Here is a 25993-nt window from a genome sequence, read left to right on the forward strand (position 1 = left end):
GTCAGGAATCCGCCGTCGCTGCAACCTTGCGGCCTGCGCCGACATGGCTGGTCAGTTGCTGCGTGATGCTGCGCCGAAGCCTGTTGAATTCCACCGACGCCACATCGCGCGGCCGAGGCAACTCGATTTCGACGTCTTGGTCGATCCGGCCCGGCGACGAGCTCATCACCACGACCCGATCGGCGAGCAGAACCGCCTCCTCGACCGAATGGGTGACGAAGATCACGGTCAGCTGGGTGCTGCGCCAGATCTCGATCAGCTCTTCCTGCAGCGCTGCGCGGGTCAGCGCGTCGAGCGCACCGAACGGCTCGTCCATCAACAGGATGTCGGCATCGTTGGCGAGCACACGGGCAATCGCCACGCGCTGCTTCATGCCGCCGGAAAGCTGGTGCGGATAGCGGTCTGCGAATGCCGTGAGCCCGACCATCGCCATGAACCGATCGGTCAGTTTGTCGACTTCCTGCGCCGCGACGCGGCGATGGCTGGGGCCGAAGCCGATGTTCTGCCGCACCGTCAGCCACGGAAACAGCGCGTAGTCTTGAAACACCATGCCGCGATCGGGGCCAGGTCCCCTCACCTCGCAGCCGTACACCCCGACTGAACCCTGGGTCGCCTGCTCGAAGCCGGCGATGATCCGCAGCAGGGTCGACTTGCCGCAGCCGGAGGCGCCGAGCAGGCAGATGAACTCGCCCTTGCGCACCGTCAGATCGACGCTGCGCAGCGCTTCGACCGGGCCGTTCGAGGCTTGATAGGTCTTGTTGAGCCCGCTGACCTCCAGGATCACCGGCGGCGCGTCGCGATGGGTGGTTTGATCAAGCATGATGCTGCGGACTCCAGCGCAGGAAGTAATTGCTGAGGGACACCAGGATGCGGTCCGACAGGAATCCGGTGATGCCGATGATGATCATCCCGGTGATGACCAGGTCGGTGCGCGACAGGGTGCGGCCATCCATGATTACGGCGCCGAGACCTTCGGGCACGCCGGTCATCTCGCCGACCACGATCAGGATCCAGGCGAATGACGCGCCAAGCCGGAGGCCGTTGAAGATGCTCGGCAGCGCCGCCGGCAGCACCACGGATCTGAACAGTTGCGGACCGCTGCAGCCCAGCATCCCGGCCGCCTCGAACAGCCGCACATCGACCGATTTCACGCCGAACACGGTGTTGAGCAGGATCGGATAGAACGCGCCGAGGAACACCAGGAACACCGCCGACTTCGGCCCAAGGCCGAAGAAAATCATCGACAGCGGCAGCCAGGCGGTGACCGGGATCGGCCGCAGCAGGGCGAGCGTCGGATCGAGCAGCGCACGCAGCAGCGGAATCCGGCCGATCATCAGCCCGAGCGGAATCCCGAGCAGCGCCGCCAGGAAGAAGCCGCCATACACGCGCTGCACCGACTTCCAGAAATGGATCGGCAGGCTGCCGCTATAGGCATCGTCGTAGATTCCGCCGAAGGCGAAATCCCACATCATCGTCGCGACGCCGGAGGGCGGCGGAACCAGCCGCGTCCCTGTCCAACGCACCATCAGGTCCCATACCAGCAGCAGACCGAGCGGCACGATCAGCGCAAGGGCGGCGGTGCGGAGCCTGGCTGTGAGTTTGGCGACCTGTCTGGTGCTGCTGCCGCGTACAGTCGCGGCAGCCTTGGTGATTGCGGGGCCACTCATGGCGGATGGGGAGACCGTACTTTCCAAGCTCATCTGTCGCTCACGACGCCGAGATGGCCTTGATGAAGCTTGGATCGATGAAGGTCTTGTAATCGGGGAGCTGCCGGATCTGCTTCTTGTCGAGCATCTGGGCGCCGTAATACTGCGCCTGCTTTAGAAACTGATCATCGATGTTCCAGGTCAGCTCGACGTTCGGCGCCGCCTGCTCGATCGACGCCTTCTGCTGGCCGAGCTTCTGCATCGCCATCTCGACGAAGGCGTCTCGGTTGCTCATCGCAAATTCGCTGGCCTTGCGATGTACCTTCAGCAGCGTGCGGATCAGTTCGGGGTCTTTCTCGATCAGCTCGCGCCGGGTGCTGAGCACCATGTTCAGCGAACCGGTCGGCGTCGAATACGGATACTCGACGATCTTGCCGACGCCGCTGGCGAGGCTGATACCTGCTGCCGGCTCGGCGCCCACGTAGGCGTCGATGTCACCGCGTGCCAACGCCGGAGCCATATCGCTGAACGAGACGCGGACCGCCTGAATGTCCTTGATCGACATGCCCTCAGCGGCCAGCCGGTCGAGGATGACGACCTCTTGGGTCGAGCCCGGCCAGATTGCGACCTTCTTCCCCTTCAGATCCTTGATGCTGGCGATGCCGGAGTCCTTGCCGGCCACCACGGCCATGCCACGATTGCAGGCCGCGCCGACCACCACCACGGGTTCGCCGTTGGCGCCGCCGAGGGTAGCCGCGGCGAGACCGAAGATGCCGAAATCGACCGAGCCGGTGACCACGGCGTTCTTGCCATCGGTCGGGCTTTCAAATGGCACCACCACCACCTTGACGCCCGCCGGCACGAATTTCTCGTAGAAGTACGGCGTGATGCCGTGGATCAGCTTCAAGGTCCCGACCTTGATGACGCGATCCTCCGCAAGCGCTGTCAGGCTGGTGGCGGCAAGCGCTGTCGCGGTCACCGCAAGGCGGATGAAGTGGCGTCTGGTGCTGTTGTGCATGGCTTCCTCGCTGCTGATCCCGGCAAGCCACTGTAGGTGCGACGCAACAACATCAGAAATTTATTGTTTATATCGGTTTTATAAGCTGGCTTAATAGAACCATGCTCGCCCCACTCGACCTACGCCTGCTTCAGACCTTCATCGTGCTGGTTCAAACCGGCAGCTTTTCGGAAACGTCGCGGCGGCTGGGCCGGACCCAGCCGGCCGTCAGCCTGCAGCTCAACCGGCTGGAGGAAGCGACCGGAGCACCGCTGTTCACCAAGGTCGGCCGAAAGCTGGTGCTGACTAATCATGGTGAGCTGGTGCTCGGCTATGCGCGCACCATCATGGGCTTGCAGGACGAACTACGCGCCCGCCTCGCCGCACCGAAACTCGACGGCGTGGTCGTGCTCGGGATGCCTGATCTCTACGCCGCTTATCTGCTGCCGGGGATCCTGGCGGACTTCCGCAGCGCCTACCCGAACGTCGATGTCGAGCTGAAATGCGCGCTGTCGAGCAAGCTGATGGCGTCGGTCGAACGCGCGGAGATTGATCTGGCGATCGTCACGGGGATGCCCGCGTTCAAGGTCGGCGAGTTGGTGGCGCAGGAAGAACTGGTCTGGGTAGTGTCTGAGCGAAGCTCAGTACACCTCGAAAACCCAGTGCCGCTGGCGATGTTGCCGCCTGGGAACATCTTCCGCGATTTCGGTCTCGCGGCGCTCGAGAGCATTGGCCGGATCTGGCGCCTGAGCTGCATCAGCGAGAGCATCAGCGGCATTCAGGCGGCGGTGTTCTCAGGGATCGCGGTCAGCGTTGTTGGCAAGAGCTCGGTGCTGCCGGGGATGCGTATGCTCGGCCGCGGTGATACGTTCCCAGCCCTGCCGAAAGTCGATTTGGTGCTCTACCGCTCGGCGCGAAGCTCCAATCCTGCGGCACAGGCGCTCGCCAGCGTGATCGTCCGGCATTTCGCAAATTCAGCGCTCGCTCCCGCGGCGCGTTTCGTGCGAACCCAGGCGGGCAGCGGTTCACACGAGTAGTAGCCGTTGAACGAAACGATCAGGGCAGCCGCAGATGCGGGGCGGCGATCACAATCGCGCCGATCAGGCCGAATGCTGCGCCGAGCATCAGGACGTGAATATCGACGGCGAACGCCGACCACGACCGAAGCCGTTGGGCTGTCGCGGACTGCAAATGAGGCTGGTGTCGCACCGGTCCGTCTCCTGGTTCCGCCGAACAAGAAAGGCCTGACCGTCGTCCTCCGCAAGACGGCCGCCGAAATAACAACGGGCCCGCTGCGCGGGTCCCGGAACCGGAAAAATTCGCCTCTTCCGGAACCTCGCCAAAGAGCATTCTTCTCGCCCAACCGAGTTCCGGCCCGCCTTGCCAGCGCCGCCGATCCGGTTTAGCTCCTCTCACACCCCAATCCAGGCAGTTCGACCATGCAGCAGGCCACCGCGCCCAAGATCAGTTTTGTTTCGCTGGGATGCCCCAAGGCTCTGGTCGATTCCGAGCGCATCATCACGCGGTTGCGCGCAGAGGGTTACGAACTGGCGCGCAAGCACGACGGCGCTGACCTCGTGATCGTCAACACCTGCGGCTTTCTTGACAGCGCCAAGCAGGAATCGCTGGCGGCGATCGGCGAAGCGATGGCGGCCAACGGCAAGGTGATCGTCACCGGCTGCATGGGCGCCGAGCCGGAGCAGATCGAAGCCGCCTACCCCGGCGTGCTGTCGATCACCGGACCGCAGCAATATGAAAGCGTGCTCGAGGCGGTGCACCGGGCGCGGCCGGCGCTTCACAACCCGCATCTGGACCTGGTGCCGCCGCAGGGCGTGCGGCTGACGCCGCGGCACTACGCGTATTTGAAGATCTCCGAGGGCTGCAACAATCGCTGCAGCTTCTGCATCATCCCGAAGCTGCGCGGCGATCTCGCATCGCGCCCCGCCGGCGACGTGCTGCGAGAAGCCGAGAAGCTGGTCGCTGCCGGCGTCAAGGAGCTGCTGGTGATCTCGCAGGACACCTCGGCCTACGGCGTCGATGTGAAGTACGCCGAGAGCCCCTGGAAGGATCGCAGCGTCCGCGCCAAATTCCTCGATCTGGCAAGCGAGCTCGGCGAGCTCGGCGCCTGGGTGCGGCTGCACTACGTCTATCCGTATCCGCATGTCGACGAGGTGATCGGCTTGATGGCGGACGGCAAGGTACTGCCCTATCTCGACATCCCGTTCCAGCACGCCAGCCCCGACGTGCTGAAGCTGATGAAGCGCCCGGCCGCGCAGGACAAGACGCTGGACCGGATCAAGCGCTGGCGCGAGCAGTGCCCAGATCTGGCGCTGCGCTCGACCTTCATCGTGGGCTTCCCTGGGGAGACCGAGCGCGATTTCGAGTTCCTGCTCGAATGGCTGGACGAAGCAGAAATCGATCGTCTCGGCGCATTCAAATACGAACCGGTCGCCGGCGCACCGTCCAACGCCCTGCCCGATCAGATCTCGGACGAGGTCAAGCAGGAGCGCTGGAACAGGCTGATGGCGCGGCAGCAGGCGATCTCCGCCCGCCGTCTGAAGCGCAAGGTCGGCACCCGTCAGCAGGTGATCATCGATGAGATCGGCCCGACCGTCGCCAAAGGCCGCTCCAAAGCCGACGCACCGGACATCGACGGCGCCGTCTACCTGTCGAGCCGCCGCCCCTTGCGCGTCGGCGAAATCGTCACCGCCAAGATCGACCGCGCCGACGCGTACGACCTGCACGGCACCGTGGCGGGGTTCTGAGAACCTGTTAGCCGCCGAGCTACATCACCAGCGTAACGTCATCGCCCGGCTTGACCGGGCGATCCAGTATTGCAGAGAGCTGATTGCTCTACACCAGCGCTCTGCAATACTGGGCCCTCCGCCTTCGCGGAGGGTGACGGATCGTTGTGGGGTGACGTCGTGCGACCTTACGGCTTCAAAATCGAAGCACCGGTCGTCACACGCCCTTCCAAATCGACATGCGCCTTGGCGGCGTCTTTCAGCGCATAGGCGTGGTTGATCGGGACGTGCAGCTTGCCTTCGATCACGGCCGAGAACAGCGTGTCGGCCCCCTCGATCAGCTCCTTCCGCGTGCCGATATAGTCGTTCAGCTTCGGACGGGTCGCGAACAGCGAGCCGTGATTGTTGAGCTCGGTGAGCGGGAACGGCGGCACTGGGCCTGAGGCGTTGCCGAACGACACGAACAGCCCGCGCGGCTTGATGCATTTCAGCGAGCCGGGGAACGTCGCCTTGCCGACGCCGTCATAGACCACGTCGCACAGCTCATTGCGGCTGATCTGCTTGACCCGCGCGACCCAGTCTTCTTCGTTGTACAGGATGACGTGATCGCAGCCATTGGCCAGCGCCAGATCGGCTTTGGCCTTGGAGCCGACGGTGCCGATGACATGCGCGCCGAGCGCACGCGCCCATTGGCACGCGAGCAGGCCGATGCCGCCGGCGGCAGCGTGGATCAATACGCGGTGGCCGGGCTCGACCTTGAAGGTCTTGTGCAGCAGGTACCACACCGTCAGGCCCTTGAGCATCAGCACGGCGCCCTGCTCGTAGGTGATGTGGTCGGGCAGCTTCACCAGCTTGGCGGCTTCGATGTTGCGCTCGGTGGCATAGCCGTCGAGATTCGCGTAGTACGCGACGCGGTCGCCGGGATGGAAATTGGTGACGTGCGGTCCGACCGAGACGACCTCACCGGCCGCCTCGTTCCCAATCACGAATGGCAGCGACGGCGCTTTGTAGAGTCCGGTGCGGAAATACACGTCGATGAAGTTGAGGCCGACCGCGTGCTGGCGGATGCGGACCTCGCCCTCGCCCGGCGGCGGCAGCTCGACGTCCTCGTAGACCAGAACCTCCGGTCCACCCACCTGATGCACCCGCACCGCCTTCGCCATTATCGTCCCCTCAGGTCTATTGTCAGCGTCACGGAATGCCATCGCCCCGGCCTTGTCAACCGGCGGCGCACGGCGTCACCGCGGCTTGGCGCGGTTACGCTTGGCCAGCACGTTGAAGAACTCCACCGCGGCCGAGAACAGGATGGCGAAGTAGATGTAGCCGCGTGGGATGTGAAACGCGAAACCATCGGCCACCAGCGCCACGCCGATCAGCACCAGGAACGCCAGAGCCAGCATCTTGGTGGTCGGGTGTTCAGAGACGAATCGTGCCACCGGGCCGGACGAGACATACATCACCGCCATCGCGATCAGCACCGCCGCGACCATGATCTCGATGTCCTGCGCCATGCCGATCGCGGTGATGATCGAGTCGATCGAAAACACCAGGTCGACCACCACGATCTGCACGATCACCCAGAAGAACGCCCGATCGGCGGTCGAGGCTTGCGCCTCGCCGTCCTTGGCCTCGACCTCGGCATGAATCTCGTGGGTCGCCTTGGCGATCAGAAACAGGCCGCCGAGGATCAGGATGATATCGCGCCAGGAGAACGCCCTATCGGCGATGCTGAACACCGGCGCCGTCAGCCCGATCAGCCACACCAGCACGCTGAGCAGCATGAGCCGGAACAGCAGCGCCAGGCCGAGGCCGATCTGGCGCGCGCGGGTCGCCCGCGGCTCGGGGATACGGGACACCAGCACGGACAGGAAGATGACGTTGTCGATGCCGAGGACAATTTCGAGCGCCGTCAGAGTGAGCAGCGCGGCCCAGGCTTCGGGACTGGACAACAATTCGATCATCGGGGGGCTCGTCGGAATAAGCGGATGACACTATCGGCAAGGCAGACATAGAGGGCGACCGCGCACAGCGCGATGGTAACCGGTAGCGGGACTTCGAAGTCGCGGACAATTGCATAGGCAGCGAGCACCGCCCACAGCGCCAGCAGCGCAAGCGTCAAGGCGCGCAACCGCGCAACACGCACGGGATGCACCACACGAAGTGGCACAAAGGTCAGAACGATCAAGGCTGCTATTCCCAGGCTACCGACGATCGCCGGCGGGTGCAGCAAGAACAGATAGAACGCTGCTGCGTTCCACAGCGCCGGAAAGCCGCGGAAGTGATTATCGTCGGTCTTCATCCGTCGGTCGGCGAAGTACATCGCCGAACTGATCACGATGCCGATGCCGAGCAGCGGCGCTGCGATCGGCAATAGCAGACCACTCGCGGTGATCGCATAGGCCGGCACGAACACGTAGGTGACGAAATCGACCACCAGATCGAGCACGTCGCCCGACCAGTCCGGCTGCAACCTTGCGACGTCCAGGCGCCGCGCTAGCGGGCCGTCGATCGCGTCGATCAGCAGCGCCAGCCCGAGCCAGGCGAACATCCCGGCCCAATGCTGGCGGACGGCTTCCAGCATCGCGAGCAATGCGATCGCAGCCCCTGCGGCCGTAAACAGGTGCACGCCGAGCGCGGCGGCGCGGCGTGTGCCCGATCCGGGCGGCAATGGCGAAGGGTCCAGCTGGGTCATCGGGCCTCGTGCATATCAGGTTGGGTACCGGTCTGCACAATCAGTTGCGGCGTTCCGTCGCGCAAACCGCCGGAAACGTTAATGTTTCGCGGCGGACTTGAAATCGTCGCTGACGAGAGCAATTGTCCGTGCCATGACCCAGAGCCTGATCGAGCCTAACAGCTACGACGCCATCATTGTCGGCGGCGGTCCCGCCGGCCTCACCGCCGCCATCGCGCTTGCCGAGACCGGCGCTGCCACCGCACTGATCGCGCGGTTGGTGCCCTACGGCGATAATCGCACCACGGCTCTGCTGGGCGATTCGATCGACATTCTCGACCGACTTGACGTCTGGCGCCGCTGCTCGAGCAAGGCCGCCGCGCTGCGGTCGATGCGGCTGGTGGACGATACCGGCCGGCTGATCCGGGCTCCCGAAGTGAAGTTCGCGTCCGATGAAATCGGCATGGACGCGTTCGGCTACAACATCGAGAACCGTGCCCTGCTGGTCGGCCTCGAAGAACGCGCGGCCGAGCTGTCGAACCTGCAGCGTTTCGACGATGAAGCTGAATCGGTCGTGCCGGGCGACGACGAAGTGATCGTTCGGATCCGCGGCGGTCGGACCATCTCGGCCAAGCTGGTGGTCGGCGCCGATGGCCGCCAGTCGCAGTGCCGCGAGGCCGCCGGCATCAAGGTGAGCAGCCGCGCCCTGCATCAGTCGGCGCTGACGTTCAACGTCAAGACCACCCGCTCCCACGACAACGTCTCGACCGAGTTTCACACCAAGGAAGGCCCGTGCGTATTCGTGCCGCTGCCGGGCCGTCGGATGAGCATCGTCTGGGTCGCCTCACCGAAGGAAGCGCAGCGGCTGATGGCGCTGTCCGACGACGAATTGTCGGCTGCGGCGGAGAAGCAGTCACAGTCGATCTACGGCAAAATGACCGTCGAGCCCGGCCGCAATCTGTTTCCGCTGGCGATCGAGAAACCGGCCGCTTATGCGCAGCGACGCATCGCCTTGGTTGGTGAAGCCGCTCACGTCGTGCCCCCGATCGGGGCGCAGGGGTTGAATATGGGGCTGCGGGATGCCGGCGACCTTGCCGAGATCGTGCGCGACGCGCTGGCGAACGGCACGGATATCGGCTCGGACGCCGTGATGGCGCGCTATGGCCGCAGCCGCGGGCCCGACATCGCCAGCCGCACCGCCGCGATCGACATCGCCAACCGCACCCTGCTCAGCGATCTCTTACCCGCGCAGATGCTGCGGGCGGCGGGGATGCATCTGATCAGTTCGGTTGCCCCGATCCGCCGGTTCGCGATGCGCGAGGGGCTGTCGCCGTTCTGGCGCTCGATCTGAGCACGGCTAGCCCGGGAACGGGATCTGCCCGGTGCGGATCAGCCACATCACGGTGGTGAGCGTCACCACCGACATGAAGGTTCCGATCAACACCGCGACCGACGCGGGCTCGACCCACGTATTGTATTGCCGGGCGATCACGAACACGTTCAGCGCCGGCGGCAGTGACGCCATCAGCACCGCAGTTGCCGCCCATTCGGGCGAAAACGGCCCGAACGCCAATATCAGACAAAACACGATCACCGGGTGCAGCAGCAGCTTGACCGCCACCAGGCTGGGGATCTCCCACGGCACCCGGCCGAATGGCCGCAGCGCCACAGTAACGCCGAGCGTAACAGCGCCACCGGCGCCGCCGCGTTCTGCAGGAACAGCAACATCTTGTCGATTGCCACCGGCAGCTCGACATGGAACGCGGCCGCCGCCGCTCCGCAATAGGCGGCGACGATCAGCGGGTGGAACAGGATCTCCCGCAGCACCGCGATGATGGTCGGGATCAGCGGCCGTTTGTCGGCAGCGGTGAGCGCCATGCCAAGCGGCACGATCGAAAACAGAAAGATCGTGTCGAAGCAGAAGATCAGGGCGGTCGGCGCCGCCGCCTGTGTGCCAAGCACCGACAACGCCAACCCCGGCCCCATATAGCCGATATTGCCGTAGCCGCCGGACAGCGCCGCCATCGTCGCTTCCCGCATCGACAGCTTGCCGATCAGCCGGCCGAGCACCCCTGACAGGAAGAAGGCAATCGCGGTCGCCAGCGTGGTCGCCAGCACGAACGGTAGGTTGTTCAGTTCTTCGAACGGCGTCTTCGACATGATCCGGAAAAACAGCGCCGGCAGCGAGACGAAGACGAGGAAGAAATTCATCCAAACCAGGCCCTGTTCGGGCAATTTCTTCAAGCGTCCGCAGGCGAAGCCGACGAAGATCAGGCCGAAATACGGCAGAGCGAGGTTGAGAATATCGATCATGCAAAATGCGGCAGCGGGGCGTTGGAACCTACCGGTATCAGGGAAACCCCGGGTGAACCACCGCGGAGCAGAGTCGCCGGTTTACCACTAGCGTCCGCCGCCAAGCTGGTCTATCCGACTCCCATGATCAAAACGCGAACCGCTAAATTTCAGATCGGTCAGATCGTCCGCCACCGGATCTTCTCGTTCCGCGGGGTGGTGTTCGACATCGATCCGGAATTCGCCAACACCGAGGAATGGTGGCTGGCAATTCCCGAAGAGGTGCGGCCGAGCAAGGACCAGCCGTTCTACCACCTGCTGGCGGAGAACGCGGAGTCGGAATACGTCGCCTACGTGTCGGAGCAGAATCTGCTGCCCGACGATTCCGGCGAGCCTATCCGGCATTCCCAGGTCGCCGAGATCTTCATCAAGGACAAGTCCGGCGGCTACCGGCCGCGTAATCCGTCGCTGAACTAATCGGGAACGGCGCGGTTTCGATCGACGCATCGACCCGCCCAGCCGGGACGGATTCCCGGAAAGCGCCGTCTCACGCGAAAGCACAAAAGCGCAGAGAGCCACATCCCTGCTAGGCTGTCGTGGGAAGGAGCTCTCATGACGCTGACGCCGGAGCTTTTGCGCCAGACCCTTACGACTGTGCTGAGCTTGGCGAAACGGGAGGGCGGCTTCGACTACCGCCTAATCGGCACCGCCGCGGACCTGCTGCGCGGAGTGCCGATCGAGCCCCGCGACGTCGACTTCCTCATGCCCACACGCAGCGATGTCGACACCTTCGCGCGGGCGCTTGCCGCCTACCGATGCCTGAGCCCGCCGACCTGTATGCCCTGTTGCGTGCAGTATTACGCGGCGTTCGAGGTGGGCGGCGTTCAGGTCGATGCCAGCACCGTCGAGTCTCCGTCGCAGTCCACTTTCATCGAGGCTTTCGGCAGCGGCCCCTGGACGCACTGTTCCGAGATCGCCGTGGGCAACACGCGCGTTGCGGTGGTGGCGCCCGAACTGCGGCTGGCGACCGAACTCTGCCGTGATCGAAAGGATCGCGCCGAAATAATCGCCCGCTGGATGCGCGATCACGGCTGTGACGCGCCGCTGCTGAAGAATGCCATGGAGGCCCGCGGCATCGACGCGGCAACCCAGTTGTCCGTGATGGCAACCGTCACCGGCTGACCGCAGCAGCGCAGGCGAGTACGCAGAAAACAGAAAGGGCGCCACCGGGGCGCCCTTTGCATTTTGCGATTGCAGTCGCGTGTTTACTTGGCAGCCGGGTTGGCGCCGGCCGGAGCCTGAGCTTCCAGCTTCTTGCGCTGCTCTTCGGCGCGCTTCTGCAGCTCTTCCTGCAGCTTCTTCTGGGTCTCTTCGAACTGCTTCGGATCGGTCGGCGGGCCGTCATAGGCCTTGGCGAACTCGGCCAGCGGCAGCGGCAGCGTCAGCGGCGCGCCGTTGGAATTGATCGCCTGGACGATCAGGTTCTGGCCCTTCTTGAGCTGATTGATCAGATCCGGCGTCGCTTCGTAGTCCGACATACAGCCGTTGGCGAAGCAGATCACATACGGGCTCTGCTGCGGCGCGTTGCTGTCGACGATGATGCGGGTGCCGTGCACGAGCTGCATGCCGAGCGGCAGCGTCACGCGCAGGATCTTCTTCGGCTCGCCTTCCGGCTCGATGATCACAGCGGCGATCACCGGCTGACCGGATTCGATACGGCCGTCCTTACCGGTGAAGCACACCTGCTTGGCGTTGGCGTCCTGCCCCTTGAGGCAGAACTTGGTCCAGGGCGCGTAGATCAGCTGAACCTGTTGCTGCTCAGGCTGTCCCTGCGCGGGAGCCTGCTGCGCAGGCGCCGGGGCTGCCTTTGGCGCCGCCTTGGGGGCTGCCTTCGGAGGCGCCGGCTGCTGGGCCTGCGCGGCGGGAGCGATGGTCAACGCCGCGAACGCGGTCGCTGCCAGCAGGGCGAAGGCCCGCCCGCGCGGCCCGGCCGACGCGACCAAGTTGCAAGACTTCATTCGGAAAACCCTTTCTGAAACGGTCGCGCACCCCAACCTGCGACGCTGGAGCTGACAGCGGTCCGTTTGGCCGCTGTCTCGGTGCCAATTGAGGCGGTTACGTGACGAGCCGGTGGGCATCATCGACTGCCCGCCTTCAATACATTGGCGAACGCAAAGATCAATGGCAACAATCCCCCGGCACCGGTTTCCAGCCGCTAATGTGGTAAAAATCCCGGCGTGGGACGCGACGAATCAAAGCACCGCTTCATCCGCCGAATCAAGGCCCTCGCCGCCGCGCTCGCGATCGGCACGGGCTGCCTGACCGGCGTCACGACGGCAGGCGCCGAGCCGGCCGGCACTCCCGCACCTGCGATCGTCAGCCATGCGATCGCCATGCACGGCAAGCCCGCGCAGCCGGCCGACTTTACCGCGATGCCCTACGTCAACCCGGACGCCCCCAAGGGCGGCCGGATGATCGCCAGCGTCGTCGGCGCGTTCGACAGTCTCAACCCGCTGATCGTCAAAGGCATCGCCGTCCAGCAGATGCGCGGTTATGTGATCGAGAGTCTGCTGGCGCGTGGCCACGACGAGCCGTTCACCTTGTACGGCCTGCTCGCGCGCTCGGTCGAATCCGACGACATTCGCAGCTACGTCACATTCCGGATCGATCCGCGCGCCCGGTTTTCCGACGGCAAGCCGGTCACCGCCGAGGACGTGCTGTTCTCCTGGAAGCTACTCCGCGACAAGGGCCGGCCGAACCTCCGCCTGTATTACGGCAAGGTCGCCAGCGCCGAGGCGCTCGATCCCCTCACCGTCCGGTTCGATTTCGGCGGCGCGCCGGACCGCGAGCTGCCGCTGATCCTCGGCCTGATGCCGGTGCTTCCGCGCCACGCGGTCGATCCCGACAGCTTCGAAGAGACCTCCCTGAAACCGCCGCTCGGCTCGGGCCCCTACCGTGTCACCAATGTTCAGGCCGGTACCAGCGTCACCCTGACGCGCGACCCGAACTATTGGGGCCGCGACCTACCGATCAACCGCGGCCTATGGAACTTCGACGAGGTGCGGATCGATTACTTCCGCGAGTCCAATGCACAGTTCGAGGCGTTCAAGCGCGGGCTCTACGACTTCCGCGTCGAGACCGATCCGCTGCGTTGGAGCGAAGGCTATGACTTCCCCGCCGCACGGCATGGCGACGTGATCCGCGACGCGATCAAGCCGGGCACGCCGGAGCCGACCGACACCCTGGTGTTCAACACCCGCCGTCCGGTGTTCGCCGATGTTCGGGTGCGCGAGGCGCTGCTCAACCTGTTCGACTTCGAGTGGATCAATCGCAACTACTTCTTCGGCCTCTACACCCGCACCGCGGGGTTCTTCGGCGGCTCGGAGCTGTCGGCCTATGGCCGCGCGGCTGATGACGGCGAGCGCAAGCTGCTCCAGCCATATCTGCCACGGCTCCGCGCCGACATCCTGGACGGCAGTTTCAGGCTGCCGGCGAGCGACGGTTCGGGCCGCGACCGCGCCGGCCTGCGCCGGGCGCTCGATCTGCTGGAGCAGGCCGGCTACCAGCTCGACGGCACCGTGCTGCGCAAGCGCGACACCCGCCAGCCCCTCACCTTCGAGCTTCTCGTGACGACGCGGGAGCAGGAGCGGATCGCACTGGCGTTCGCCCGCGACCTCAAGCGCGCCGGCATTACCGTGTCGGTCCGCACCGTGGATGCCGTGCAGTTCGATCAGCGCCGCCTCGCCTACGACTTCGACATGATCCCGAACCGCTGGGACCAGTCACTGTCGCCCGGCAACGAGCAGTCGTTCTATTGGGGGAGCGACGCCGCCGACACGCCGGGCACCCGCAACTACATGGGCGCCAAGGATCCGGCGATCGACGCGATGATTGCCGCGTTGCTACGTGCCCGCGGCCGCACCGATTTCGTCGACGCCGTGCGCGCGCTCGACCGCGTCCTGATCTCGGGGTTCTACGTGGTCCCTGTGTACAGCGTGCGTGAGCAATGGATCGCGCGCTGGAATCGTTTAGAACGTCCGAAGGCCACCGCCCTGACGGGTTATCTTCCCGAAACATGGTGGTATCGGCCGCCGCCGCAGCAACCGCCGCAGAGGTGATCCCGTGAGCCCGCCCAACACCTCGCCGACGCTCGACGGACTGTTTCGCCGCACCCTCGCCCGTCAGCCGGATGCGATCGCGCTGATCGATCCGCCGGACAAGCAGCGCATCACCGGGCAGCCGCCGCGGCGCATGACCTATGCCGAGGCCGACCGCGCGATCTCGGCGCTGGCCGCGCATTTCGTCACCGCCGGGCTGCCGAGCAATTCGGTGATCGCGGTGCAACTGCCGAACACCATCGAATTCGCGCTAACGGTGCTGGCGGCGCATCGCGCCGGTCTCGTCGTCGCGTTGCTGCCGCAGCTCTGGCGCCACGCCGATCTCACCGCCGCGCTGAACCGCACCGGTGCACGGGCGATCGTGTCGACGCGCTGGATCGACGGCGTCAGCCACTCCGATCTGGCCATGAACGCCGCGGCCGAAGCGTTCTCAATCCGCCATGTCTGCGGCTTCGGCGATGACCTGCCCGAGGGCATGGCCTCGCTCGATGCCGCGATGGAAGACCCCACCGCATTGCCGCCGGCGCCGGGACCGCAGGAAGCCCGCCGTGCCGCGGTGATCTCGTTCGATACCACCGGCGACGGCGTCCGGGCGATCCCGCGCAGCCATTTGCATCTGATCGCAGGCGGCCTGGTTGTCTTCCTCGAAAGCGCGATCCCGCAGGGCGCGGTGCTGCTGTCGGCGCAGACGCCGGCGACGTTCGCCGGGCTGGCCTCGTCGATGGTGACGTGGCTGCTCAGCGGCGGCACGCTGGCCCTGCACCACCCGTTCGATGACGCGGTGCTGGAGCGGCAGATCGTCGACCTCGGCTGTCAGGCCCTGGTCGCACCGGCGCCGCTTGCTCTCCGCCTCGGCGAAGCCGGACTGACAGCGCAGGCTCCGTCGCTACGCAGCGTGGTGGGGCTCTGGCGCGCACCCGAGCAGGTCGCCTCCAGCCCGAACTGGATCGGCGCTCCGGCCCACTTCACCGACATCTATCTGTTCGGCGAAGCCGGATTGTTCGGCGCCCAACGCACGGCGGAAGGTACTCCGGCTGCGATCATGCCGGGGCCGCACACTGCACCTCGCGATCATGCCGGCGGTTCGACCGCTGGCGAAATCCTGATCACGCCGAAAGGCACGCTCGGGCTGCGCGGTCCGATGGTGACACTCGCCGCCTATGCGCCGCTGCCGCCGCTCAACAGTTCGATCCCGATGGCGCCGCCGCCGGACTACGTCGACACCGGCTACGCGGCCCGACTCGACCGTGCCACCGGCTCGATCTGCATCACCGCTCCACCTGCCGGGGTGATGGCGGTCGGCGGCTATCGCTTCCTCGCCCAGGACCTGCAGGAATGGGCGAAGCGGCTCGGCCAGGGCGCGCTGCTCACCGCGCTGCCGGACCGGCTCAGCGGCTATCGACTCGCAGGCCGCGCACAGGACAATTCCAGAGCTCGTGAAGCACTTGCAGAACTCGGCCTAAACCCTTTGATGGTCGAGGCCTTCCGCGACGCTCCGAAGGTCGATGAAAACCGCGCATCGACGTTGACGCCGCATTAACAGCGACGGCTTACGGTTTCCGCCTCGACCGGGGGAGCCGTTCTTGGAATGTCGTACCACGCGCCTATCCTCGTCGTAACCGACGATGAAAGCTCGCCGACCCTCGCAGCACTGACGGACGCCAAACTGTTTCCAGTGCTCGCCTCATCGTGGCCGGAGGCTGGCGAAGCGGTCGGCCGGCTGCGCCCGTCGGCCGTGGTCGCAGATGGCGGTGCGCCCGCCGGCTCCCTCGAGACACTCGCCCGCCAGATCGGCTTGCTGCAGCCCTACGTGCCGCTGATCGCGATCGGCGCCGATGGCGGCCTGCCCGACAACGTCATGCCGTTCAGCGCCGATCCGCGCGAACTGATCCATCTGGCGCCCCGGCTGCGGGCCGCGCTGCGGGTGCGGACGCTGCACGCCACGGCGATGCGGCGCCTGACCGATCCGAGTGGCCTCACAGAACTCGCCGACCACGATCCGCTGCAGGACGCGACCGTGCTGCTGATCGGCCGCGGCGCCGCCTATCCGGCGCTGTCGGTCGCGCTCGGAGAACGCGTCGGGGTGGTCGGCGCGCTGTCGATCGAAGCCGCCGCCAAGCATCTCAACGCCCGCGATCTCGACGGCATCGTGCTGGCCGAAGGCTTCAGCTCGCGCGTGGTCGATGCCTTCTTGACCGTGCTGTCGGAAGATACCCGGTTCCGGCATCTGCCGATCGTGGTCGGTGTGCCGGCGCCGCACAGCAGCTTCGAGCTGCCCAATCTCGAATTCGTCGATGGCGATCCGGCACGGATCGTCGGCGCCGCGCTGCCGCTGGTACGCCAGCACGCCTTCGAGGCCCGGCTCACCCGCACGCTGGCTTCGCTCGATGCCGGCGGGCTGCTCGATCCCCGCACCGGCCTCCTCACCGAGGCGGCGTTCGAGCGCGATTTTGCGACCGCCGTGTATCAGGCGCAGACTCGCGGCGAAGGCCTGTCGGTCGCGCGCTTCGTCCTGCACCGCGCCGATCGCCGAGCGGTGAACGACGCCGCACGGATCGTCAGCCGGCTGATGCGCAAGATGGATTTCGGCACGCTGCAAACAGATGGCACGCTGCTGGTGGTGTTTGCGGCGACCGACCTGCGCAACGCCCAGGCGATCGCGCGGCGCCTCAGCAGCGTGATCAAGCAGACCGCCCACAGCGCAAGGCGCGAGGCCCGGATCGATCCCGACGTCAGCGTCGCGACCCTGATGCCGGACGAATCCGCCCGCGCCATCCTGACCCGCGTCGTGCAGCAGGACCGCCGCCGCGCGGCGTCGTAGGCGTCCAGCCAAGACGATCCCAGTCATTGCGAGCGCAGCGAAGCAATCCACAGTCCGGTGTACGGAGCTTCTGGATTGCTTCGGCGCTGCGCGCCTCGCAATGACGCGGAGGCGAAATCACGCCGCCTTGCGGTTCTCGGCGAGGTCGGCGAGCTGCTTGAGGATATCGGTTGTCCCCATCAGCCGCTCTTCCGGCGTCTCCCAGACCTGGAAGAACACCACCTTCATGTCGGGCCGCACCTTGGCGGCTTCGCCGTGACGCTTGATGAAGAATACCAGCTTGTCCGGTTGCGCGAAGGCGTTGTCGCGGAAGCTGATGACGACGCCCTTCGGACCGGCGTCGACCTTCTCGACATTGGCGCGGCGGCAATACGCCTTGATGGCCGCGATCTTGAACAGATAGCGGACCTCGTCGGGCAGTGGACCGAAGCGGTCGCGCAGCTCGGCGGCGAAGTTCTCGATCTCCTCGTCGGTGTCGAGATCGGCGAGCCGGCGATACAGCGACAGCCGCACCGCAAGATCGGCGACGAAGTCCTCCGGGATCAGCACCGGCATGCCGATGGTGATCTGCGGCGACCAGCGGTCGGCGACCGGCTCGTCGACGATGCCGGCCTTGAGGTTGGTGATCGCCTCCTCCAGCATCTGCTGATACAGCTCGAAGCCGACTTCCTTGATGTGGCCGGACTGCTCCTCGCCGAGCAGATTGCCGGCGCCGCGGATGTCGAGGTCGTGCGAGGCGAGCTGGAAGCCGGCCCCGAGCGTTTCCAGCGATTGCAGCACCTTGAGCCGGCGCTCCGCCTGCGCGGTGATGTTGTGCTGCGGCAGCGTGAACAGCGCATAGGCGCGCAGCTTGGACCGGCCGACGCGACCACGGAGCTGATACAATTGCGCCAGACCGAACATGTCGGCGCGGTGCACGATCAGCGTGTTCGCGTTCGGGATGTCCAGGCCGGATTCGACGATCGTGGTCGACAGCAGGATGTCGAACTTGCCGTCGTAGAACGCCGACATGATGTCCTCGATCACCGCCGGCGGCATCTGGCCGTGGGCGACCGCGACCTTCATCTCCGGCACGTGCTTGTCGAGGAAGTCCTTCACCTCGGCGAGATCGTCGATCCGCGGCACAACGTAGAACGCCTGACCGCCGCGATAGCGCTCGCGCAGCAGCGCTTCGCGGATCATCAACGGATCATGCGGTGCCACGAAGGTTCGCACCGCGAGGCGATCGACCGGCGGCGAGGCAATGATCGACAGGTCGCGCACGCCGGTCATGGCGAGCTGCAGCGTGCGCGGGATCGGCGTCGCGCTCAGCGTCAGCACGTGGACCTCGGAGCGCAGCTGCTTCAGCTTCTCCTTGTGGGTCACGCCGAAGTGCTGCTCCTCGTCTACGATGACGAGGCCGAGATCCTTGAACTTGATCGACTTGCCGAGCAGCGCGTGGGTGCCGACGACGATGTCGAGCGTGCCGTCCGCGATGCCCTTCTTGACCTGCGACAGCTCCTTGGTCGAGACCAGCCGCGAGGCTTGGCCGACATTCACCGGGAAGCCACGGAACCGCTCGGTGAAGGTCTTGGCGTGCTGCCGCGCCAGTAGCGTGGTCGGGACCACGACCGCGACCTGCTTGCCGTCGAGCGCCACCGCGAAAGCCGCGCGCAGCGCCACCTCGGTCTTGCCGAAACCGACGTCGCCGCAGACCAGACGGTCCATCGGCGTGCCCTTCTCCAGATCGCCGAGTGCCGCGTTGATCGCGGCGAGCTGGTCCTCGGTTTCGTCGTAGGGGAAGCGCGCGCAGAACTCGTCATAGAGCTGCGGCTGCACCGGCAGCTTCGGCGCCTCCCGCAGATGTCGTTCGGCGGCGACCTTGATCAGTTCGCCGGCGATCTGCCGGATACGGTTCTTCAGCTTGGCCTTGCGCGCCTGCCAGCCCGAGCCGCCGAGCTTGTCGAGTTCGACCGTGGTGCCGTCGGAGCCGTAGCGCGACAGCAGTTCGATGTTCTCGACCGGCAGGAACAGCTTGGTGTCATTGGCGTAGTGCAGTTCGACGCAGTCGTGCGGCGCGCCGCCGACTTCGAGCGTCTGCAGCCCGACAAAACGGCCGATGCCGTGCTCGACATGCACCACGATGTCGCCGGTCGACAGGCTGGTGACTTCGGAGATGAAGTTGTCGAGCTTCTTGCTGGCCTTGCGTTGCCGCACCAGGCGGTCGCCGAGAACATCCTGCTCGGTGATTACCGCAAACGCGTCGGTCTCGAAGCCGGACTCCAGGCCGACCACCGCCAGCATGGTTTCGTTGCGCGGCGTCGCCTGCACGGTGCGCCAGGAATTGACGCTGGTGAGCGCGACCAGCTTGTGGTCCTTCAGCATGCTCGCCATGCGGTCGCGCGAGCCTTCGCTCCACAGCGCGATTACCACCTTCTTGCGCGCAGCCTGCAGGGCATAGACGTGCGCCACCAGCGTCTCGAACACGTTGACGTTGGCGTCCGCGCGCTCCGGCGCGAAGTTGCGGCCGGCACGGGCACCGGCATCGATCACGTCGCTGGTGTCGTCCGGTAGCGCGAACGGCGTCAGCCGCGCCAGGGCAACACCTTCGAGTCGCGCGGTCCATTCACTGTCGGTGAGATACAGCCGATCCGGCGGCAGCGGCTTGTAGATCGCGCCGGAGCCGGGCTGCTCCATCGCTTCGCGCCGGGCGTCGTAGTAGTCGGCAATCTGCTTGAAGCGCTCGCGCGCGGCGTCTTCGCTCTGCGGCTCGATCGCGACCGGCGTTCCCTTCAGGTAATCGAACAGCGTGTCCATCCGCTCCTGGAACAGCGGCAGCCAGTGCTCCATGCCGGGATGGCGGCGGCCTTCGCTGACCGCGGCGTACAGCTGGTCGTCCGGATGCGGTGCGCCGAACGCGGCGACGTAGCCCATGCGGAAGCGGCGGATGGTCTCGGTGACGAGCTGGAATTCCGACACCGGCACCAGGTCCAGGCCGCGCATGGTGTGCAGCGTGCGCTGGGTCTCGGCGTCGAAGGTGCGGATCGATTCGAGCTGGTCGCCGAAGAAGTCGAATCGTACCGGCTGGTCGAGGCCGGCCGGAAACAGATCGAGAATGCCGCCGCGCACCGCGTATTCGCCGGCTTCGCGCACCGTGGAGGCGCGGCTGTAGCCGTTGTGTTCGAGCCAGGCGACGATCGAGTCCATCGGCACGACGTTGCCGGGAGCCACCGACAGCGCCTGCGCGGCGATGATCTCGCGCACCGGCACCCGCTGCACGGCGGCGTTGACCGTGGTCAGCACGATCAGCGGCTTGTCGCTGCCGGTCAGGCGCGACAGCTTCGCCAGCGTGGTGACGCGCTGCGCCAGGATGCCGGCGTGCGGCGAAACGCGGTCATAGGGTTGGCAGTCCCAGGCCGGAAACTGCAGCACCTCGAGGTCGGGCGCGAAGAACTCCAGGCTGCGCGCGAGCTGCTGCATCCGCGGACCATCGCGGCAGATCACCGTCAGGCTGACAGCGGGCGCCTTGGGCTTGGCCGCGACCGCGCGGGCCAGATCGGCGATGATCAGCCCCTCGGCGCCTTCGGCGACGTTGGCGAAGGTCAGCGCCTTGCCGGGCGTAAGCTGTTCCGCTGGTGACCTGCTCGGAGTCTTCATACGGCGCCGTCCTGATGGCCGTAGGTCTTGATCCGTTCGAACAGACCGCCCTTGAACTCGGCTGGCAGCGTGTCGCCGCCGGCGACCGCGGCATAGAGATCGTGGTCGTTGACCTCGATCAGCCGCTCCAGCTCGTCGAGCTCCGCCTCCGACAGCGTGCCGATCTCGGCGTCGGCGAACTGGCCGAGAATCAGATCCATCTCGCGTGTGCCGCGATGCCAGCAGCGGAACAGAAGCCGCTTGCGGCGGTCGTCGAGCCCGCCGCTCGACCGTGTGGTGCCCGTCATGTCGAAATCCACCTCAACGCCAAAAGCCCGGACGTGCCGGGCGGCCCTGATATAGCGACCGGGATCGCCGCTGTCAGCCCGCACTGGCGCATTGCAATCGGCCGCAAATGCAGCCAACCCTGCGGGCAACCGCCCATCCACCCGCTTGGTTCGATGCGCCCTGCTCTGCTCAATCCGCTGTTCGCCCCGGTCACCAGCCTGACCGGCGTCGGACCGAAACAGGACAAGCTGTTCCGCTATCTGCTGGATCGCGACGATACCCCGCGACTGGCCGATCTGCTGCTGCATCTGCCGAGCAGCGTGATCGACCGGCGCGCCCGGCCGAAGATTCGTGACGCCGTGCCGGGAACGGTGGTGACGCTGGAGGTGACGGTCGATCGCCACCGCGCGCCCCCGCCGGGCCGCTCGCGCGCGCCGTATCTGGTCTATGCCAGCGACGACACCGGCGACGTGGTGCTGACGTTTTTCCGCGCCAAGCCGGACTATGTGCAGAAGCTGCTGCCGGTCGGCGCCAAGCGCTACGTCTCCGGCACCGGCCAGCTCTACGACGGCACGCTCCAGATCGTGCATCCCGACCGCGTCGTCGACGAAGAAGCCTTCGCCAAGTTGCCGCAGATCGATCCGGTCTATCCGCTGACCGAGGGGCTGGCGATCGGCTCGCTGCGCCGGGCGGTGGCGCAGGCGCTGACCAAGCTGCCGGCGCTGCCGGAATGGATCAGCCCCGAGGTGCTGCGGCGCTGCCGGTTTCCCTCTTTCGCCGAAGCGCTGAAGCACGTCCACATCCCGGATCAGCCGACCGACATTCTGCCCGATGGACCGTATTGGTCGCGGCTCGCCTATGACGAACTGCTCGCCGGGCAGCTAGCGCTCGCGCTGGTGCGGGCGCAGCTCCGCCGCCCGGCCGGCAGCCGCAACGCCGGCGACGGTCGGCTGCGCCACAAGATCATCGACGCGTTGCCTTATGCACTCACCGCCTCACAGCAGCAGGCCGCGGCGGCGATCGCCGAAGATCTGCGCCAGCCGGTGCGGATGCTGCGGCTGCTGCAGGGCGACGTCGGAAGCGGCAAGACCGTGGTGGCGCTGCTGGCCGCTGCGGCGGTCGCCGAGGCCGGCAAGCAGGCGGCGCTGATGGCGCCGACGGAAATCCTCGCCCGCCAGCACATCAAGACCATCGCGCCGCTGGCCGAACGCGCCGGGATGCAGGTCGCGATCCTCACCGGCCGCGAGAAAGGCAAAGAGCGCCGCGAGATCTTGGCGCGGCTCGAAAGCGGCGAGATCGATTTTTTGGTCGGCACCCACGCGCTGATCCAGGACGACGTGATCTACAAATCTCTGGCGCTGGCGGTCGTCGACGAACAGCACCGTTTCGGCGTGCGCGAGCGCCTGGCGCTGACCAGCAAGGGCGCCGATGTCGACGTGCTGGTGCTCAGCGCAACGCCGATTCCGCGCACGCTGGTGCTGACTTACTTCGGCGACATGGACGTTTCGGAACTCCGCGAGAAGCCCGCCGGCCGCCAGCCGATCGACACCCGCACGCTGTCCGATACGCGGCTGCCGGAAGTGATCGACGGCATCGGCCGCGCGATCGCCGCCGGCAAGCGCGTGTACTGGATCTGCCCGCTGGTCGAAGAATCCGAGAACGTCAAACTCACCGACGCCGAGCAACGCTTCGAGTCGCTGCGGCAACGGTTCGGCGATCATCAGGTCGGCTTGGTGCATGGACGGATGCGCGGCAGCGACAAGGACCTCGTGATGGGCCAGTTCGCGCGCGGCGAGATCAGCGTGCTGGTCGCGACCACGGTGGTCGAGGTCGGTGTCGACGTGCCCGAAGCCACCATCATGGTGATCGAAAACGCCGAACGGTTCGGCCTGGCACAGCTGCATCAGCTGCGCGGCCGGGTCGGCCGTGGCAGCGAGGCCTCGACGTGCTTGCTACTGTATCGCGAGCCGCTGGGCGAGCTGTCGGCGGCGCGCCTGCGCGTAATCCGCGACACCACCGACGGTTTCCGGATCGCCGAAGAGGACCTCAAGCTGCGCGGCGAAGGCGACGTGCTCGGCACACGGCAGAGCGGACTGCCCGGCTACCGGATCGCCCGCTCCGAAGTCCACGCCCAGCTCATCACCCAGGCACGCGACGAAGCGCTGCGGATCCTGAAAGACAATCCCAAGCTCGAAGGCCCGTCCGGCGAGGCGCTACGCTGCCTGCTGTATCTCTACGAACGCGACGAAGCGATCCCGCTGCTGGGAGCCGGTTAGAGGGCCATCTCGGGAGTTGGGTGAGCAACCCCGCGTGCACGATGCTCGACCCGATTACGAAAATCAGAATCGAGCGCCGGCGTCATAGGTTCAGTTGTTCAGTTGCGGCGATCGGCATAGCCGGACGGCAATTTCTCCGGCGGGCAGTCGATAACGCTTTGATCGTCGCGGTCACGCCGCTCCATGAAGGTAATCGTGGCGAATTCGTCGATCACCAGCTTGGGATAGGTCGGTCCGGCATCTCGATAGGCGCGCATCGCATCGAGATGATCGTTCTGAAAACAAACCGTCTTCTTGGGATCTCGCGCGATCCAGTCCGGGAAGAAGATCACGCCGTGCAGTTTGCGCTCGGGCAGATTGACGGCAACGCTGACGCAAGTTCCCGTCGGTTCGTCCCAGGAAATCTTGTAGATGCCCTCGCCCAGCCGGACGATGTGGGCGAACTGGTCGCGCACCCAACGTCCGCCGACCATACCGCTGTGAATCCGGTAATCGATCGTGTTCTCGTTCTTCACGTAGAGCTCGTACTGCCAGCCATTGTCATACGTGTAAATCAAATGGCTCCCGACGAAATCGACCAGTTCGGCGGGATGAAGGGATTCACTGACCTGAGACATAACGTACTCCTGTTTGCATCTGCCGGATCATTGCATCTGAAAAATCGAATGAAAAATCTTCATTTCGGTGCATTATGATCGAATATTTCGAATTATGGAGACGGCCATGGCCCAGGTTCCGAAAACGACGGTCGAGCAATGGGCCATATTGAGAGCGGTCGTCGAACTCGGCTCCTACGGGCAAGCGGCCGAGACGCTGCATCGGAGTCAATCGTCGATCAGCTACGCCATCACCAACCTGCAGCACGCGGCGGGCGTTCAGCTTCTTCAAATCGAAGGCCGCCGAGCTGTCCTCACGGAGGCGGGCCGAGCGCTTCTGGCCGAAGTCGAACCCCTCATCGACGATTTTCTGCGCATCGAACAAAGGGCGTCGGCTGTGGGGCATGGCGAGCGCGTAGCGCTCCGGCTTTTGGTCGACAGCGTCTTCCCCAAACCAAGGCTGCTGGCCGCCTTACGCCGTCTGGCCGGGGTCCATCAGCATGTCGATGTTCGTCTCCGTGAAGCGGTCCGCCTGCCGATGCCGGAGCCGACCGACAGAACTTACGACATCGCGATCGCCCAGCCAGTGATTGGCGCGCGGTATGGCAAACGCGTAGCGGATGTCGACCTCATTGCCGTCGCCGCGAAAGGCCATCCCCTCGCGCATCGCACCCGCCCGATCAGCCGGGCGACCTTGGCAAGACACTTACGGATCGAGATTCGGGATCTCGAATTGTCAGCTCCCACGAAGGGGCAAACCGGCGGCAAAGCCTGGCACATGAGCACGATCGACTCCGTGCTCGGCGTCGTCCGCGAGGGGCTCGGCTACAGCTGGCTGCCTCGTCATTCGATCCAAGACGACCTGGAACGCGGCGATCTGGTCGAGCTGTTATTGAGCGAAGGCGGAGAAAGGCGCATCCCGCTGGACCTCTGCCTTGCCGATCACGACTCCGCCGACGGCGCGGTCTTGTTTCTCGCCGAGGCGTTGATCATGCACGCGGAGTGACCGCAGTCCTGCGACCGAGGTATCATTAAGGCGATCTGCTCACCTTGACGCGCCCCGAACGCGCAGTCACCCCATCCATCGGACGCCAGCTTAATCGACCTTGTCGGGCGCCTTGGTGACGCGGCGGCGCGAGAAGGCCGATTCCGGCTCGCCGGGTTCGCGAACCTTCTTGGCGGCCAGCGCAGTTGCCGCCAGTGCGGCGATCTTCTTCTGCGGATCGGACCCCGGCTGCACCACGCCCGCCGACATGATCAGCGTCGCGGCTTCCTCGGCGCTCATGTCGACCGGGATCACCTTGCTCTTCGGCACGTAGAAGAAGAAGCCGGTGGTCGGGTTCGGCGCGCACGGCAGGAACACCGAGATGTGCTCGTCCTTGTTCGGAATCTTGGTCGCGACTTCCTGGTTCGGCGGCAGCGAGATCAGCACGATCGACCACATCCCCGGCTGTGGGAACTCGACCAGGCCCACTTTTCGAAGGCTGTTGCCGTTGCCCGAGAACAGCGTCTCGAACACCTGCTTCAGGCCGCGGTAGATCGCCCGCACCACCGGCATCCGGCCGAGCAGCCGCTCGCCGAGATCGACCAGGCTGCGGCCGATCAGGTTGGCGGTGAGGAAACCGAGCAAAGTCAGAGCGACGAAGGCCACGACCAGGCCGGAGCCCGGCACAGCGAACGGCAGATAGGTCTCCGGGCGGTAATCCGGCGGAACCAACGGGCGCACGAAGCCGTCGACCCAATTCACGAACCACCAGGTCAGGTAGAACGTGATCGCCACCGGGCCTGCCACGATCAGGCCGGTCAGGAAGTAATTGCGGAGACGCCCCATCACGCCGCGCGGCGGGTCCGGCGGAAGATCACCGGTCGGGGTCGGAAGCTGGTCGGTCATCGGCAGTCCAGGTCGGTGCTACGGATGTCGCGGCCGAA

General features: G+C 65.6%; 22 protein-coding genes and 1 pseudogene. 10 read left to right on the forward strand and 13 right to left on the reverse strand.

Going from position 1 to position 25993, the window contains the following annotated elements; genetic code table 11:
* Window position 1: 1 nt before the first annotated feature.
* The 3 genes from DY467_RS01045 to DY467_RS01055 are packed head-to-tail and all read right to left on the reverse strand — an operon-like array spanning window position 2 to window position 2664.
* Complete coding sequence (locus DY467_RS01045; protein ID WP_164633694.1) at window positions 2-820, reverse strand: ABC transporter ATP-binding protein; 819 nt, start codon at window positions 818-820, stop codon at window positions 2-4.
* A complete protein-coding gene (locus tag DY467_RS01050; protein ID WP_164633695.1) occupies window positions 813-1700 on the reverse strand; it encodes an ABC transporter permease in 888 nt (295 codons plus the stop codon). Before DY467_RS01050 ends, DY467_RS01045 begins: the two co-directional genes overlap by 8 nt.
* 7 nt (window positions 1701-1707) lie before the next feature.
* On the reverse strand, window positions 1708-2664 hold the full coding sequence (locus DY467_RS01055) for an ABC transporter substrate-binding protein (protein WP_011158227.1): 957 nt from the start codon (window positions 2662-2664) through the stop codon (window positions 1708-1710).
* A 101-nt stretch (window positions 2665-2765) separates the two neighbouring features.
* Between DY467_RS01055 and DY467_RS01060 the strand changes: the two genes are divergently transcribed.
* Window positions 2766-3680 carry a LysR substrate-binding domain-containing protein gene (locus DY467_RS01060; RefSeq protein WP_164633696.1) on the forward strand — a complete coding sequence of 305 codons (915 nt, stop codon included), beginning with the start codon at window positions 2766-2768 and terminating at the stop codon, window positions 3678-3680.
* 19 nt (window positions 3681-3699) lie between these two features.
* Here the strand turns inward: DY467_RS01060 and DY467_RS01065 are convergent, their stop codons facing one another.
* A complete protein-coding gene (locus tag DY467_RS01065; RefSeq protein WP_164633697.1) occupies window positions 3700-3852 on the reverse strand; it encodes a hypothetical protein in 153 nt (50 codons plus the stop codon).
* Window positions 3853-4082: 230 nt separating this feature from the next.
* Between DY467_RS01065 and rimO the strand changes: the two genes are divergently transcribed.
* The gene (gene rimO, locus DY467_RS01070) at window positions 4083-5408 is read left to right on the forward strand and encodes a 30S ribosomal protein S12 methylthiotransferase RimO (RefSeq protein ID WP_164633698.1); all 1326 of its coding nucleotides are present in this window, start codon (window positions 4083-4085) and stop codon (window positions 5406-5408) included.
* 167 nt (window positions 5409-5575) lie between these two features.
* On the opposite strand, the gene DY467_RS01075 is transcribed toward rimO, so the two are convergent.
* The 3 genes from DY467_RS01075 to pcsA all read right to left on the reverse strand — a co-directional run bounded on the left by DY467_RS01075 (window position 5576) and on the right by pcsA (window position 8079).
* Window positions 5576-6550, reverse strand: coding sequence for a quinone oxidoreductase family protein (locus DY467_RS01075; protein WP_164633699.1), 975 nt, complete (start codon window positions 6548-6550; stop codon window positions 5576-5578).
* A gap of 75 nt (window positions 6551-6625) precedes the next feature.
* A complete protein-coding gene (locus tag DY467_RS01080) occupies window positions 6626-7348 on the reverse strand; it encodes a TerC family protein (protein WP_164572467.1) in 723 nt (240 codons plus the stop codon).
* Window positions 7345-8079: a phosphatidylcholine synthase gene (gene pcsA, locus DY467_RS01085; RefSeq protein ID WP_164633700.1), complete on the reverse strand. Its 735-nt coding sequence runs from the start codon at window positions 8077-8079 to the stop codon at window positions 7345-7347. The genes DY467_RS01080 and pcsA overlap by 4 nt, the downstream gene beginning before the upstream one ends.
* A 133-nt stretch (window positions 8080-8212) precedes the next feature.
* Here pcsA and DY467_RS01090 point away from each other — a divergent pair, with 133 nt between their 5' ends.
* Entirely contained in the window at window positions 8213-9409 is a 1197-nt protein-coding gene (locus tag DY467_RS01090) for a UbiH/UbiF family hydroxylase (RefSeq protein ID WP_164633701.1), read from the forward strand.
* Window positions 9410-9415: 6 nt separating this feature from the next.
* On the opposite strand, the pseudogene DY467_RS01095 reads toward DY467_RS01090, so the two are convergent.
* Window positions 9416-10371: pseudogene (locus DY467_RS01095) on the reverse strand (AEC family transporter).
* Window positions 10372-10494: 123 nt separating this feature from the next.
* On the opposite strand from DY467_RS01095, the gene hspQ reads away from it, so the two are divergent.
* Both hspQ and DY467_RS01105 read left to right on the forward strand, forming a co-directional pair.
* Window positions 10495-10827: a heat shock protein HspQ gene (hspQ, locus tag DY467_RS01100; protein ID WP_011158219.1), complete on the forward strand. Its 333-nt coding sequence runs from the start codon at window positions 10495-10497 to the stop codon at window positions 10825-10827.
* 135 nt (window positions 10828-10962) lie between these two features.
* Window positions 10963-11532, forward strand: coding sequence for a hypothetical protein (locus DY467_RS01105; protein WP_164633702.1), 570 nt, complete (start codon window positions 10963-10965; stop codon window positions 11530-11532).
* 83 nt (window positions 11533-11615) lie between these two features.
* Here DY467_RS01105 and DY467_RS01110 read toward each other — a convergent pair whose 3' ends face one another.
* The gene (locus DY467_RS01110; RefSeq protein ID WP_164633703.1) at window positions 11616-12368 is read right to left on the reverse strand and encodes an invasion associated locus B family protein; all 753 of its coding nucleotides are present in this window, start codon (window positions 12366-12368) and stop codon (window positions 11616-11618) included.
* 219 nt (window positions 12369-12587) lie between these two features.
* On the opposite strand from DY467_RS01110, the gene DY467_RS01115 reads away from it, so the two are divergent.
* From DY467_RS01115 to DY467_RS01125, 3 genes are read left to right on the forward strand one after another with little or no spacing between them, the layout of a single operon-like run.
* Entirely contained in the window at window positions 12588-14468 is a 1881-nt protein-coding gene (locus DY467_RS01115) for an extracellular solute-binding protein (RefSeq protein ID WP_164633704.1), read from the forward strand.
* A gap of 4 nt (window positions 14469-14472) precedes the next feature.
* On the forward strand, window positions 14473-16008 hold the full coding sequence (locus tag DY467_RS01120; protein ID WP_164633705.1) for an AMP-binding protein: 1536 nt from the start codon (window positions 14473-14475) through the stop codon (window positions 16006-16008).
* A 48-nt stretch (window positions 16009-16056) separates the two neighbouring features.
* On the forward strand, window positions 16057-17289 hold the full coding sequence (locus DY467_RS01125; RefSeq protein ID WP_164633706.1) for a GGDEF domain-containing protein: 1233 nt from the start codon (window positions 16057-16059) through the stop codon (window positions 17287-17289).
* A gap of 117 nt (window positions 17290-17406) precedes the next feature.
* Here the strand turns inward: DY467_RS01125 and mfd are convergent, their stop codons facing one another.
* Window positions 17407-20925 (reverse strand): transcription-repair coupling factor, encoded by a 3519-nt coding sequence (gene mfd / locus DY467_RS01130; protein WP_164633707.1) that lies wholly within the window; start codon window positions 20923-20925, stop codon window positions 17407-17409.
* Complete coding sequence (locus tag DY467_RS01135; RefSeq protein ID WP_013502545.1) at window positions 20922-21212, reverse strand: FAD assembly factor SdhE; 291 nt, start codon at window positions 21210-21212, stop codon at window positions 20922-20924. The genes mfd and DY467_RS01135 overlap by 4 nt, the downstream gene beginning before the upstream one ends.
* A gap of 153 nt (window positions 21213-21365) precedes the next feature.
* Here DY467_RS01135 and recG point away from each other — a divergent pair, with 153 nt between their 5' ends.
* Entirely contained in the window at window positions 21366-23468 is a 2103-nt protein-coding gene (gene recG / locus DY467_RS01140) for an ATP-dependent DNA helicase RecG (protein WP_164633708.1), read from the forward strand.
* A 98-nt stretch (window positions 23469-23566) separates the two neighbouring features.
* Here recG and DY467_RS01145 read toward each other — a convergent pair whose 3' ends face one another.
* Window positions 23567-24085, reverse strand: a complete 519-nt coding sequence (locus DY467_RS01145; RefSeq protein WP_164633709.1) for a phenolic acid decarboxylase — start codon at window positions 24083-24085, stop codon at window positions 23567-23569.
* Window positions 24086-24191: 106 nt separating this feature from the next.
* Here DY467_RS01145 and DY467_RS01150 point away from each other — a divergent pair, with 106 nt between their 5' ends.
* Entirely contained in the window at window positions 24192-25070 is an 879-nt protein-coding gene (locus DY467_RS01150; RefSeq protein ID WP_164633710.1) for a LysR family transcriptional regulator, read from the forward strand.
* A gap of 90 nt (window positions 25071-25160) precedes the next feature.
* On the opposite strand, the gene DY467_RS01155 is transcribed toward DY467_RS01150, so the two are convergent.
* Complete coding sequence (locus tag DY467_RS01155; RefSeq protein ID WP_164633711.1) at window positions 25161-25955, reverse strand: DUF502 domain-containing protein; 795 nt, start codon at window positions 25953-25955, stop codon at window positions 25161-25163.
* Between the last annotated feature and the right edge of the window lie 38 nt (window positions 25956-25993).

The sequence above is a fragment of the Rhodopseudomonas sp. BR0G17 genome (assembly GCF_010907025.1).
Taxonomy (GTDB): domain Bacteria; phylum Pseudomonadota; class Alphaproteobacteria; order Rhizobiales; family Xanthobacteraceae; genus Rhodopseudomonas; species Rhodopseudomonas palustris_H.